Source organism: Hoylesella timonensis 4401737 = DSM 22865 = JCM 15640, from assembly GCF_000455445.1.
Classification (GTDB): domain Bacteria; phylum Bacteroidota; class Bacteroidia; order Bacteroidales; family Bacteroidaceae; genus Prevotella; species Prevotella timonensis.
Map to the genome: position 1 here is coordinate 39,683 of NZ_HG417098.1, position 13,361 is coordinate 53,043.

Consider the following 13,361-nt stretch of genomic DNA (forward strand, 5'->3'; position numbering starts at 1 on the left):
CATATCGCTAATAATATATAATATGAAAATGAGAAAATCTGTATATATACAATCCATAGCTATCAAAAGAATACTATGCCTATTGATCATGCTATACACTTTACCAAGGCTCATGGCACAAGAAAATGGGTGGGTAACAGGCTCTGTTACAGATACAGAAGGCGAACCCATTGTAGGGGCAGTTGTTGGTATTGTAGAAAACAAGCAAAAGACGGTTACGGACATAGATGGGAATTTTAAGATAGAGGGCACCGAGGGGCAAACCATTACTGTCTCGTTTATAGGCATGCATAACTATAGGGGAAGTATTAAGGCAACATATTTAAAAATAGTGTTGCAGAGTAATAGCAGCATGATTGATGAAGTTGTCGTAACAGGATACCAAAACATTAGAAACCGTGTTTACACGGGTGCTGCCACAGCAGTGAAGATGACCGACATCAAACTCGAGGGTATTGGCGATGTCTCGCGCATGTTGGAGGGTCGCGTGCCTGGATTGTCGATTCAAAACATATCCGGAACATTTGGCGCTGCACCACGCATCAATATTCGTGGGGGTGCTTCCATCATGGGAAATGTTCAGCCATTGTGGGTAATCGATGGTGCTGTTTACGAGGACATGGTACATGTTTCTCCTGAAGCCTTGGCGTCTGGTGATGCCGTTACGCTCATTAGTTCAGCAGTAGCTGGGCTTAATCCTGCTGACATACAAGACATTCAAGTACTAAAAGATGCCTCAGCCACATCAGTATACGGCGCACGAGCTGCCAATGGCGTTATTGTCATTACGACAAAAAGTGGTAAAAGGGAAACCCCATTGCATATTAATTATACAACAGAAAACACATGGCGCCCACGTCCAGATTACAGTCACTTCGACTTGCTGAACTCTCAAGAGACGATGGCTCTGTATCAGGAAATGCAAGAAAAAGGATATTTTGATCCAGCTACATCGTTATATGGACGTAGAGGCGGGGTTTATCATCAAATGTACAAACAGCTCACCACTTATGATGACATATCACACAACTGGATGTTGCCAAATACTTATGAAGCCCGACAAAACTTCTTACGACAAAGAGAATATGCCAATACGGATTGGTTTAGGCTTTTGTTTGCAAACAACCTGATGACAAACCATACAGTAAGTTTGTCAGCAGGTGGGAAGAATGTAGCATCTTATGCCTCAATAGGCTATTATCACGATGCTGGTTGGACTATTGCCGATCAGGTGCAACGACTGACAACCAGCATTAAGAACACATTTTACATCACCAACCGCCTTACTGCCAAATTATCGTTACAGGCCAATATGCGCATGCAAAATGCGCCAGGCACCTTGCCACAGAAAAAGAACACCATATCGGGAGCATTTGAACGTGATTTTGACATCAACCCGTTTGCATACGCTTTAGGAACAAGCCGAACGCTTCGCCCCTATGATGAGCATGGGCAACGCGAATATTATCGTAACAACTGGGCTCCTTTTAACATATTGAACGAGTATGATAACAATCAATTAAAAATACAGGTGGTCGACTTTAAGTTGCAAACCGAAGCGACCTATAAGTTTACTGATGCTCTTAACCTTAAAGCAATGTTTTCATACAGAAGAGCACATACAAGCAGACGACATGAAATAGGTGAAAATTCCAACATGATAGGAGCTTACCGTGCTTGTGAAACACCATGGGTAGCAAAACAAAATATATACCTTGTAAAAGACATCTATCATCCAGAACTCCTGCCTAAACCTGGCATACAACAAGGTGGCGTACTTTTCCTAAACAATGCCAACATGCAAAGTATGCTGGCACGCATAGCTGTTGATTACGACAAGCAAATAGGAGCACATGACCTGAAAGGATTTGCTTTTGGTGAAATAAGGACTCTGCAGCAAACTACAAATTCTTTTCAGGGATATGGTATTAGTTATCAACGCGGTAATGAGGTGCAAAGCGCACCTGGTATTTTTGAGAAAATGTTTCAAGAAAACACCCCTTACTTTGCATTGCGTAATAGAAATGAAAGAGGCATAACGTTCTCAGGCAATGCCACCTATGGCTATCAGGGCAAGTACATTTTTAATACAGTGGTGAATATTGAAGGCTCTAACGCCGCAGGAAAGGGATCTACTGCTTTATGGTTGTCAACATGGAATGTTGGAGCCAAATGGAACGTGGATAAGGAGAATTTTATGCAAGGTAATGATGTCATTTCAAAATTGGCATTTCGTATAAGTTATGGATTAACAGCCAAAATGAACGAAACGGCAGCTAATGCATCGGCTATCTACAGAGGTGGTATAGTCCATAGGTTAAATCTAAATGACAGAGAAAACAAATTAAATTTGCTTTCGTTGGAAAACAGAGATCTTACCTGGGAAAAAATGTACGAGCTGAATGTTGGTGCAGAGGTGGCGTTTCTAAAAAATCGCATTTCGGCCACAGTAGATGTATACCAGCGCAACACATTCGATTTGATAGACTTGGTGCGCACATCTGGAGTTGGCGGACAATATTATAAATACGCCAACTTTGGCGACATGGTTGCTCGTGGTATTGAATTCGGATTGCATACCATCAACGTGAATACCAATGCATGGAAATGGACAACAGATCTTACATTCAGTGCCGTTCATCAACAAATAACCCGCATGCTCAATTCACCAAACGCATTTGACATGGTGGCAGGTAGAGGTCGTGGCAACGTTGTTGGTTATCCTAAAGGCTCGCTGTTCTCGTTTAATTTCCAACGATTGGACAAAAATGGGCTACCAAACTTTAATTTTGGACGATATCCATTACCACAAAACGAGTTGAAAGATATCGTGGGAGCTGACTTCAACGATACACAATACACTAAAACTTATTTATTGTATCACGGTCCTATTGAGCCTAATATAATGGGCGGACTGGCAAATACCGTGAAATGGCGCAACTGGGAATTTTCTTGCTTCATAACCATGCAGGCAGGCAACAAGATTAGGCTAAATCCAACATTTGACACCCAGTTTGCCGATTTGAATGTATTCTCCAAAAATTATCTCAATCGTTGGCTTAATCCCGGCGATGAATATCATACTGACGTACCCACACTGCCTTCGAAGGAGATAATAGACGTGATAGGAATGGAAAATATAGAAAAAGCATACAACACCTACAACTACTCGCAATTGCGTGTGGCCGACGGAAGCTTTGTCAGACTAAAAAATATTGCTCTATCCTATTATTTAAAACCAAGTTGGATGAAAGCAGTAGGCCTAAAAAGTGGAAGTGTTCGCTTAAATGTTACAAATCCACTGTTGATTTATGCCGATTCCAAACTACATGGACAAGATCCTGAATATTATCAAACTGGAGGCGTTTCACTGCCTACGCCTCGACAATATACTTTTACTTTAAATGTGGGCTTTTAATATGAAATACTATCTATATAAATATGTCTTAGTTTTTGCCACTTTAGCTCTATGTGGCTGTAACGACTATTTGGACAAAATTCCCGATTCGGACATTGATGTAAACATAGACAATGAAGAAGGAATTGCCCAATTACTTGCAGGAGCTTATCCAGAGGCAAGCTACATTCCTTTTTTAGAACCTCGTACGGATAATGTAGACATCAGAGCAAATGGCACACATACACAACTGAACGAAGAAATGTTTTATTGGGAGGATGATACCCAAGAAGACATTGACACTCCCTTAAATTATTGGAATAGTTGTTATAAAGGGATTGCGCAGGCCAACAAGGCTTTGGAGTTGCTCAAAAAATATCCTAAGAGTGAACGTGTCAAGGCTCTATATGGCGAAGCTTTTTTGCTAAGGGCTTACCTCCACTTCATGCTGGTCAATATCTGGGCAGAGCCTTATGGTAATGCAGTGCAATCTCCTGGTATACCTTATGTTACCAAACCCGAGAAACATGCGCTGACAAATTATAACAGAGGTACTGTCAACGAAGTATACGATAGCATTGAAAGCGACTTGAAACGTGGTGTTACTTTAGTCACTGACAGATATTATAAGCAACCTAAATATCATTTCAACAAAAAAGCGGCCTACACGTTCGCCTCACGTTTTTATCTGATGAAAGGTGAATGGCAACAAGTAGTGGAATATGCTAATTATGTGTTAGGTGCTGACCCCAAAACTATGCTAAGGAATTGGATAGGATATTCACGGCAGTTTGAGTTTAAACGTCAGCGTTTGTTTACACGCTACACATCTCCCGATGAGGCTTCCAACTTATTGATCTGTACCACCGAGTCTCGGTGGGCGAGACAAATGCCTACAGATCGTTATGGGGCTACCAAACAAACTGTTGACGAAGTATTCAATAAAAGGGGCATCGAAGGTGGAGGCGATTTCTCTAAAATGACCTTTGATGGTACATATCCTTTTGTTTATTCACCATCACCTATAGTAAATGGCAAGTATATCACTAAGTTTGACGAGTTGTCTACCACTGAAAGCATTGGATTAAGACCTCGAGGAATTTACGTGAGCAATGTGTTGTTTACTGCAGACGAAGCTTTGCTTAATCGGATGGAAGCCTATGCGATGCTAAAACAGTATGATAGAGCCATTAATGATTACCTGCAATATATGCAGGGTAAGTTTGGCTTTATGCCTACTGTTGAAAGGGATATTTATATGCGTACAAGTGAGAATAATTATGATGTATACACCCCCTTCTATGGCATGACATTAAAACAGCTTGCATTGGTAAAGTTGTTTGCCGATTTCAGGCAAAAAGAGTTTTTTGCTGAGGGGCTACGCTGGTTAGACATTAGAAGGTTTCATTTGAGTGTGAAGCGTAATACAAAGTCTAAATATTATTTCCCCTTAGAGAAAGACGACCCACGAAAAGTATTGCAAATTCCCATAGAAGCACAAAACAGAGGACTGGCTCCTAATCCACGTGAACGCAAAGAACCCATTAGATAAACATGGTAGGTAATTTATAAAGCAACAAAAATGAACATACAGAAATATTTCTTAGCATATATAGGCCTATGGGCATTACTGGCAACGTCTTGCCAACATGACACGCTATCAGATGACAGTGTTGTGGACAGCAATGCCACTCAAACGCAAACGGCACAATGGATAGAACAGCATTTTACCAAGGTGTATGGGACAGAGGTGGTATATCAGTGGCAAAAAAATAATAGTCAGAAAGGAGTCTATGTGTATCCTCCTGACACTACAAACATAAAACAAGTTCTTAACGCTATTAGCTCTCTATGCTTTGATACCTTTAGGGATATTCAAATAGAAGGCAAAGGCAGCCTGCTTAACTACTGTTTGCCAGTACGTATTACATTATATGGTGGTGGAAATCCAGACAAGAATGGTGTTGAGCGCATGTACAACATTGCGTCACAGCCGGTAGAGATGAGTATATATCATGTTAATGATTTTGATGCAAACGACAAGCAGAAAGTTCATAGACTTGTTCGCAGCGTATATCACCAGATGATGAAACGAGTCTTAGAGCAGATGCCATACAACAGGGCTAAGTTTGCCGCCATCAGTGAAGGAAAATATATCACCGACACTCAACTCCTCTCCGAGATAAATGGTGCGAACAACGATATTGGGTTAGTGGGATATGCCAACAAACGTGGATTTTATAGCTATCTTTCCATGCTAAATCCTGAGGACGACATGGCAGAGATATTAAGCGTTATCTTGACATCTACACCTGCAAGACTTAAGCAAGCAGAAGATGAAGCACGTACGCCAGACGAAGACTCTGACCCCGAGGTGAATAAACGCTACGAACAAGAGGCCGATCGTGCCTATCATGATTTTATGGCAAAAAAAATGTTTGTCGAGCAGTATGCTTGGAATAACTGGCACGTTAAATTGCTCACATTGCAACTTAAAAGTGTCAGGACCTTGAATAAATATCTAAATACAAAATAAGATGAAGTATCTTTCATACATACTCCTCACTATACTTGGTTGCTTTTTCTACAGCTGCCATGATGAAGAACAAGAATTTGTGAACACACCTACCCAACGCAAGAGGCAAGCCATTGAGGCATTGAACACTGAGCTGGTTAACAACAAAGCAGGATGGTTGGTTATGTATTTCCCTAAAACAGACTCTTTGCTGTTTTCTAACATCAGTGATAAAATAAAAGCCGAATACCAATACAGTACTGACAGATATGGTTATGGAGGTGTTTGTTTTACCATGCGTTTTTTACAACATGGGAAAGTAGAGATGCGTGCCGACTTTGACCCCCAAAGTGTCGCTACTTCCATAATGGGCGAATACAAAATAGGGGCGAACAGTTGCACCCAACTTACTTTTCTTACCACAAACTATATACACAAGCTGGTTAATGATAGTTATGGAGGCGCATGCGACTGGTTATACCAAGGACGTGATGAAGATGGATTACTGGTATTCAAAACAGCCTCGTACCTTAAGCCAGCATGCGAATATATTTTGATGAAGCCCTTGCATGATGTGCATGAGTTTACCGATGCAGTAAAACAAGCATACGATAACAGGCGAGTGTTTGAGCAAATGAAAAATCCACAGTTATATATACACAGAGGCGGTCGTGTTTACTTTCAGAGCGATTACTATCTTGGCAGAAACGGTGGACGCGTGGCCACTACCGAGAAACAGAGATATTATCTGTTTATGGAGGTGACGAAACCTAATCCTATCCCAGACTATCCACCTAAAGAATTTTCCGTGTTGGGTTCTGGATATTGTGGCACGCCTAAAGGTATTACTTTTAGAGCAGGTCTGCGATTGAACAACAAACAGGTGTTTGCCGATTTTCAGCGTGTTGACAACCATTTCGAAGCTGAATTGGTAGAAGTGTATCATCCCGAATGGAGAAGCATTAGGTTAGTAAGTAAGCATTTGCACCCAGAAGGAAAAATAACCGGCTTAAAAGCGGTTATTCAAGACGTTCCTACCAATGAATAAAATATAAACAGATAACAACAAGCAGTATGAAAATGAAATTATATATAACACTCTCTGCCTTTGCCATGATATTATTCTCAGCATGTTCGCCCGCCGTAAACGACGATGCCGATGAAGACTACGACAAATTATTTCCATTTAACGGAATAGAAAAACCAAAAATATCGTACGATGATCAAGCCTTACAATTGGCAAGCATCGATATGAATGAGCATAGCTACGTCTACCCGGGGGTGGAGATTAGCGGTGAGAAGCGTACTTATACGGTAACCCTGATCTGTTCTTTTTTTGAAAAGGAATTACAAGGCAGCTTAGTGCCTGATGGTGAACTTTCCTCAACTTATACTATCAGATACATTGATGCTGACAAGACATTGAAAACCATTTTCACCAAAAGCTATGGTTTTGATGATAGCGAGGTAAAATTGCTTAAAAATGGAGAGGAGCAAAAAATTACTTTTCAAGCCATGTCAGGCTTCCCCATGTTTTTGCAAGTAAAGGGCGGAGGCCCAAGCAACTCATCTGTGCGCGCCACCATTTCGGCAGTATCCAATGATGGACTTACCATTGTGCGTCCTTTGCATGTAGAGCAATTTCAAAATGAGGAGGGTATCAATTTAATTAAAAATCCATTTTGTGGATATATCATATTGCCATAAAGAAAAAGGGATAAAATGATGAAGAATAAACGTAACAAACCTTTTTGTATGCTCATGCTGTGGTTGGCACTGTGTTCCTCCATAACATCATGCACAACATGGCAAGACGAAACCATTGAGTCATCGTACATCATGCCTACATGGCCCGACCCTGAATATAAGTTTGTCAGGAATGATGAAAGCAGTGTTAATACATTAGAGTGTGAGCTGTTAAAAGAGCCTGCTGATATTGTGTATCACTCGTTCATGAAAGAAGCACGTATATCAAGTGTCGTACAGCAAGAGCGGATGAACGAATATTTCAAGCAAGGAGTGTATGGCAAAGCGCCATTTGATGAAATAGCTACATCTATGGTTCACCGTGTTGACAGGGAGCGCATACTCGCAGTCTTTCAACAATTATTCGATGAGTCGAGAGCATTGAGTGGTTATGGATACCCTCGTCCTGCCGATATTCGCAACACCAAGGCACAAATGGGCAAAGGAGGATATTTAGGCTATAATATTGGCGATGAAAACTTAGCGTTTGTTAATGCCAAAGGTGTAGCCGTGGCGGAAGTGTACTATGAGATGATTAGGGGAAGCATTTATTTGGATAAAATCCTGAATGTACACCTTAACCCTGAGTTATACAACGACCAACAACTTTTGAAAGATCAAGCAGCTTCTAATCTGGTAAACGGACATAATTACACAGAACTGGAACATCATTGGGACTTGGCTTATGGTTATTACCAATACTGGTTGCCCATTGTGCAAAAAAATGAGCGCAATGCGTTAAAGGGAAGTCGTATTAAACTTTACAACGCCTTTGCGGCAGGACGATTGGCCATGACCGAGTATCGATTTGACGAGATGAGAACATGTCTTCATACCATTAGGCAAGAACTGTCTAAAGTGGTCGCTGTACATGCCATACAGTTACTGTCAGGCGAAGTGACAAATGCGAATTTACACGAGGACATAAGCAATGCCTTGGTATTCCTGTCACGTGCCTATGGTGCCGTGTTCTCGTTGCAGTTTGCCGTGAATACAGAAGGTAAACCATTATATACCTTTGATGAGGTACAAACGCTTTTAGATGCACTTACCCAAAACTCTGGGTTGTGGGATAAGCAGCGACTGGAAGGCGATTCCACTACCCCTGGATCCATTGCCTATACTGTAGCACAAATCAAGCAGCGCATAAAATGATAAGCATATATGCGATAACCGTTAAAAGAAAAAAGGAAACTATGAATTTATATAAACTATTATTGTTGGCGTTCCTATGTTGTACGTTAGACGTAACAGCTCAAACACATCCCAACTTGATATTGAACGGTGGGTTTGAAGAGTGGCGCACCGCCGGTATCTATGAGAAACCTGTGTGTTGGTATTTTTCAGTGGGAAGTATTGAAAAATCTAATCAATCGCATAGTGGCAGCCACGCTGTCAAGTTAGTAGCAATCCCGCATACGCTATCTATAATTGACCGAGCCAACAACTATTATTATATGAACATTGAGGGCGGAGCAACTTATCGCCTTACCTATTGGTATAAAGGGACGTTACAGCGTGCCAATTGTGTTTCCACCGTGATATGGTGCAAAGAAAAGCGCAAAGTTAAAACTACTGCAAAGAAAACTTCAAGGGATATGGTCACAGATGCCTCCCCTACTGAATGGAAACAAAAAACTATAGATTTTGTCGCTCCGCAAGGAGTGGATTGCGCGGGATTTTGTTTTGAAATGAAAGAAGAAAATACCGATGCCAATAACTATCTATTGATTGACGATGTGGTTTTTAAGAAAATAAAAAGTAGCACTATTACCGAGGATGTACCGATGCCTTATGATGTGAAAGTTTCTGCACAACAACGCGAAATTTTTATGTCGTGGCATCCTGTGCAAGGCAGTGGCATCAAATACAATGTTTTGCTCAATGGAAGACAGGTGTCTACAATAACCACCACCGACTATATCTTGCAAAAACTGCAGCCTAACACTACCTACGAAATAGGCGTGCAGACGATTATGCCTGACGGAAAGAAGTCGAAAGTGGCTAAAAAAAACATTACCACAGAATTAATGATGACAGGCAGGGAGGATGAAAATCGCATTCCTTACATCTATCAAATCAAGAACTATGGTGATTGTCCACGAAGCATAGAACTGTTTTTCAACGATTTGTATGATGTCAACGCTCAAATTAAATATACGCTTGACGGCATCCCATTCGTCCCTGTCGACGGATACAAATTGGTTTTCAACAAAACGGGTAAACATATATTGGTTGTGGACATCATTGAGAGTGATGGCAAGGCTTGGACCTTGGAATATAACTTAAATGTGAAATAAGCTAATCAACATGAAGCATATATATATTTGGCTATCAGTGATAATACTTGACATGTCGTTAACCGCATGCCACAATGAGTCGGATTTAGAACCGTCTAAAATATTGATAGGGGATAACAATTTATCATCTATTGATGTGTTTACGCACACGACACGCATATTAATCTTAAAGGGTGGGACTGGTAAATACAAGTGCAATGTCAACAACTCGAAATTGGCTACCGTCAGCATCAACGAAGATACATTACGTGTTACAGGTATATTGGAGGGTGAAACGTATGCCTCTGTTTGGTCGGGCGATGAGTGTCGCAAGTTGGATATAAATGTTACAGTGCCCAACATTACCTCTACCGAGGATGTCATACGATTGTTCCCTCGGGACGAGAGCCGATCAGTAAGCGTCAATGGTGGAGGCGGCATGGCACAAATGAGCGTGGAAGACCCTATGCGTGTTCTGAAGAAGGTTAAGTGGAACGCCAAGACCAACATCATAGAAATAGATACCTATTGCGAGGGCGACGCTTATCTCCACATCACAGGGCAGGATCATCAAACCAAAACAATTAAAGTAGAAGTGCGATGCAAGGGCGAGGCTGATGAGTCGGGAGTATACAGCACCACTTCAAGAAGTCTAAGCGTTTTGATGCGCAACACGTTGGTGGTACATCGCAAAGGTGTGGGTGTATGGATATTTAATGAGGCCAACCCAACAGCCTCCAAGAAAACCATCAAGATTACGCCTGCTATCATAAATCCCCAGCAAGGTACCTATGTTGATGTTGAGCTCGGTTTTCGCTATCCGGACGAATTCAGTTCTCTAAAAGAGGGCAAGTGCAAATTATACGTCCAGGAAGTCAGGGCGAACCATGTAGTACTTGCTGGGCGTGGATTTAAATTTGTAATACCTTACGAGAAAAAATAATACATCTAATTTTCAATATATGTTTGCCATCTATCCTATATAACTGTTGGCAATAGAAAGACGTATTCAAATTATTAATTAAATATAACAATACAACATGCAAATCTCAACAATTAGAAAAAGCATAACAACCTTGGCGTTGTTACTGATGTTTAGTGTGTCTCATGCGCAGAAAGTAATAAAAGTTGAAAAGCCCGGTGAACTTTCAAAACAAATCACCTCGTCCGAAAAGTTCTCCATTACAGATCTTACCATATCGGGTAGTATTAATGGTGCCGATATCTTGTGCCTTCGCGAGATGGCTGGCAGGGACATAGAGGGGAAACCTACAGAGGGGAAACTTTCCACACTTGACCTCTCTGGGGCTAAAATTGTTGCTAACGGTGGCAATTATTATCAGGTAAAGAGAGGTATGTTTACCAAATACTACGCACCTGCCTATGATGACGAGGTGAGTGCCTACATGTTCTACCAATGCCAGGCACTGATAACACTAAAATTGCCTACAACGACAAAGAGTATTGAGCAAAACGCTTTCAGCGGTTGCACTTCGCTTACTGAATGCATCATTCCGCAAAGCGTTGCTATCATGAGGGAGAATGCCTTTAAGGATTGTGGCAAATTAGCGTCAATTGCACTTCCCAACTCGCTCAAGGAAATAAGTAAGTGTGCCTTTGCTGGATGCAAATCACTTACTTCGGTGACTTTTCCATCACAGTTGGAGAAAATAGGTGCACAAGCTTTTGAGAATTGCACCTCGCTTGCTACCCTTTCCGAACTTCCATCATTATTGTCCGAAATAGAGGAAAAAGCTTTTTACAATACTGCTGTTACGGCATACACGGTGGCAGAAGATAATGACTATTATTGTGCCAGCAATGGAGTGCTTTACGATGCCGATAAAATATCAATACAACTGTATCCTGCAGGCAGCAGTGCGACTTCGTTTGAGATACCTGGAAGTGTTGGAGAAATAGACGAGTATGCCTTTGCTTATGCCAAAAACCTGAAGAAAATCAGTCTTCCGGAAGGACTCACCAACGTAAGCAAATATGCTTTTGAGCATGCTGGACTTGAGCAATTTACTTCACTTGCCTCTAATCTTTCTATCGGAGAGTCGGCATTCAGCGACTGTGTCGAGTTGCAAACTGTTGACTTCAAAGGGGCAATTGGTGGAATAGGAAGTTATGCATTCAAAAACAACAAAAAACTTTCTGTCGTGCAGTTTACTGGTTCAGCCATGCCTGAGTTTGGCCAGTACGTATTTACACCTAAGGCCGTAAAACTCAAAGTCTATGTAGAAAAAAACTTGATTGACAAATTTGAAGATGCTTTTAGCACAAAAAACGTTGCGTTAGGTACAATGTACGAAATCCTTGACATCACAACCTCTGGGATTGCGAAGCAGTCTGTCTATGAGTCGATCATAGATAAAATACACTTCGACGTTTGTGGTAGAAAGATAAGCAAGCATGACAAAGGACTTCACATTATTCAGTATTCTGATGGACGTGTTGTCAAGCGTATGGTAAAATAAGTTTAGAACCCGAACGCTGCCACTCGGCAGATTAAAGTAATTTTATTGGAAATAACTGCCATAAAAACCTGGAATTATTTAAGTTTGCACTATAAATGCTAAAAGTATCAATTAAATGAAAATTGGAGATTTAGTACACATTTCGCCTGACCTCACTATGAAGGATGACTGGGTGAATGGAAAAGTTATTGATATCAAAGATAATTCTTTCGTTGGTGTCGTCGTATCAGCAAAGACGGATAAGGAAGTGATATTCTTTGGACGTGAGGAATTCTTTAACCCCCACATGATATTGCATTAAGTTTCGATATTGTCATAGCAGCTCTTACAGAGCTGTACGGTGAGCCTTCCAACAACACCTACTATGAGATAAGGCAAATATTCGAAGCAAATGGATTTGATTGGGGCAGAGTGGCAATATAATCATTTAAGTGAGTACGCTTTAATCAGCGTACTCATAACTTTATTTTTATAAATGAAATGAATAAACTGAATTTCTCTATTTCTGGCTACAATTAAAAAAAACAAGTATGAAGACCATTTTTAGAACAGCTTTCTATCTTAGAAGCAACTATGTCAACAAGGATGGAAAGACACCAATAATGTTAAGAATCTATCTCAATAATGAACGTCTTTCACTTGGTTCCACAGGAATTGCGGTAAAGCAATTACTATGGGACAAGGAGAATGAGAAACTGAAAGGACGTACAACCGACGTTCTTAGTACAAATCTTGAACTGGACAACATTCGTAATGGCTTGCAGAGTATCTATCGAAAATGAGAAGACAACCCCGATGTATGTCTGGAGCGCATCAAATCAGAATATCTGGGTAAGAAAGAATATTTCACCCAAGGTCTGCTAAAATGGGGCTTCAGTCTTGTTTTTCCAAAAGTAAGCCCCCCTCCCCTACTCAAAAAGGATTGGTTAAACTTTATTTAAATC

General features: G+C 40.9%; 10 protein-coding genes and 1 pseudogene. All 11 read left to right on the top strand.

Annotation, left to right across the window (positions count from 1 at the left end; all coding sequences use genetic code 11):
* The first annotated feature begins 28 nt into the window (after positions 1–28).
* A complete protein-coding gene (locus BN35_RS09335; protein ID WP_028901280.1) occupies positions 29–3,418 on the top strand; it encodes a SusC/RagA family TonB-linked outer membrane protein in 3,390 nt (1,129 codons plus the stop codon).
* A 1-nt stretch (position 3,419) separates the two neighbouring features.
* Complete coding sequence (locus BN35_RS09340) at positions 3,420–4,949, top strand: RagB/SusD family nutrient uptake outer membrane protein (protein ID WP_025073000.1); 1,530 nt, start codon at positions 3,420–3,422, stop codon at positions 4,947–4,949.
* Positions 4,950–4,979: 30 nt separating this feature from the next.
* Positions 4,980–5,933: a putative zinc-binding metallopeptidase gene (locus BN35_RS09345; protein WP_025073001.1), complete on the top strand. Its 954-nt coding sequence runs from the start codon at positions 4,980–4,982 to the stop codon at positions 5,931–5,933.
* Position 5,934: 1 nt separating this feature from the next.
* Positions 5,935–6,960, top strand: coding sequence for a DUF4302 domain-containing protein (locus BN35_RS09350; RefSeq protein ID WP_025073002.1), 1,026 nt, complete (start codon positions 5,935–5,937; stop codon positions 6,958–6,960).
* 26 nt (positions 6,961–6,986) lie between these two features.
* A complete protein-coding gene (locus BN35_RS09355; protein ID WP_025073003.1) occupies positions 6,987–7,619 on the top strand; it encodes a hypothetical protein in 633 nt (210 codons plus the stop codon).
* Positions 7,620–7,637: 18 nt separating this feature from the next.
* Complete coding sequence (locus tag BN35_RS09360) at positions 7,638–8,813, top strand: DUF4856 domain-containing protein (protein ID WP_025073004.1); 1,176 nt, start codon at positions 7,638–7,640, stop codon at positions 8,811–8,813.
* Between the two features lie 41 nt (positions 8,814–8,854).
* Positions 8,855–9,958, top strand: a complete 1,104-nt coding sequence (locus BN35_RS09365; protein ID WP_025073005.1) for a fibronectin type III domain-containing protein — start codon at positions 8,855–8,857, stop codon at positions 9,956–9,958.
* Between the two features lie 10 nt (positions 9,959–9,968).
* Positions 9,969–10,880, top strand: a complete 912-nt coding sequence (locus BN35_RS09370; RefSeq protein WP_025073006.1) for a hypothetical protein — start codon at positions 9,969–9,971, stop codon at positions 10,878–10,880.
* A gap of 97 nt (positions 10,881–10,977) precedes the next feature.
* The gene (locus tag BN35_RS09375) at positions 10,978–12,417 is read left to right on the top strand and encodes a leucine-rich repeat domain-containing protein (protein WP_028901279.1); all 1,440 of its coding nucleotides are present in this window, start codon (positions 10,978–10,980) and stop codon (positions 12,415–12,417) included.
* A gap of 115 nt (positions 12,418–12,532) precedes the next feature.
* Entirely contained in the window at positions 12,533–12,718 is a 186-nt protein-coding gene (locus BN35_RS09380) for a hypothetical protein (RefSeq protein WP_025073007.1), read from the top strand.
* Positions 12,719–12,947: 229 nt separating this feature from the next.
* Positions 12,948–13,259 (top strand): annotated as a pseudogene (locus tag BN35_RS09385) (Arm DNA-binding domain-containing protein); the annotation flags it as partial.
* Positions 13,260–13,361: the final 102 nt, after the last annotated feature.

Coding starts and splice junctions, on each gene's coding strand:
- BN35_RS09335 (WP_028901280.1), top strand. CDS start 29: ATGAGAAAATCTGTATATATACAATCCATAGCTATCAAAAGAATACTA.
- BN35_RS09340 (WP_025073000.1), top strand. CDS start 3,420: ATGAAATACTATCTATATAAATATGTCTTAGTTTTTGCCACTTTAGCT.
- BN35_RS09345 (WP_025073001.1), top strand. CDS start 4,980: ATGAACATACAGAAATATTTCTTAGCATATATAGGCCTATGGGCATTA.
- BN35_RS09350 (WP_025073002.1), top strand. CDS start 5,935: ATGAAGTATCTTTCATACATACTCCTCACTATACTTGGTTGCTTTTTC.
- BN35_RS09355 (WP_025073003.1), top strand. CDS start 6,987: ATGAAAATGAAATTATATATAACACTCTCTGCCTTTGCCATGATATTA.
- BN35_RS09360 (WP_025073004.1), top strand. CDS start 7,638: ATGAAGAATAAACGTAACAAACCTTTTTGTATGCTCATGCTGTGGTTG.
- BN35_RS09365 (WP_025073005.1), top strand. CDS start 8,855: ATGAATTTATATAAACTATTATTGTTGGCGTTCCTATGTTGTACGTTA.
- BN35_RS09370 (WP_025073006.1), top strand. CDS start 9,969: ATGAAGCATATATATATTTGGCTATCAGTGATAATACTTGACATGTCG.
- BN35_RS09375 (WP_028901279.1), top strand. CDS start 10,978: ATGCAAATCTCAACAATTAGAAAAAGCATAACAACCTTGGCGTTGTTA.
- BN35_RS09380 (WP_025073007.1), top strand. CDS start 12,533: ATGAAAATTGGAGATTTAGTACACATTTCGCCTGACCTCACTATGAAG.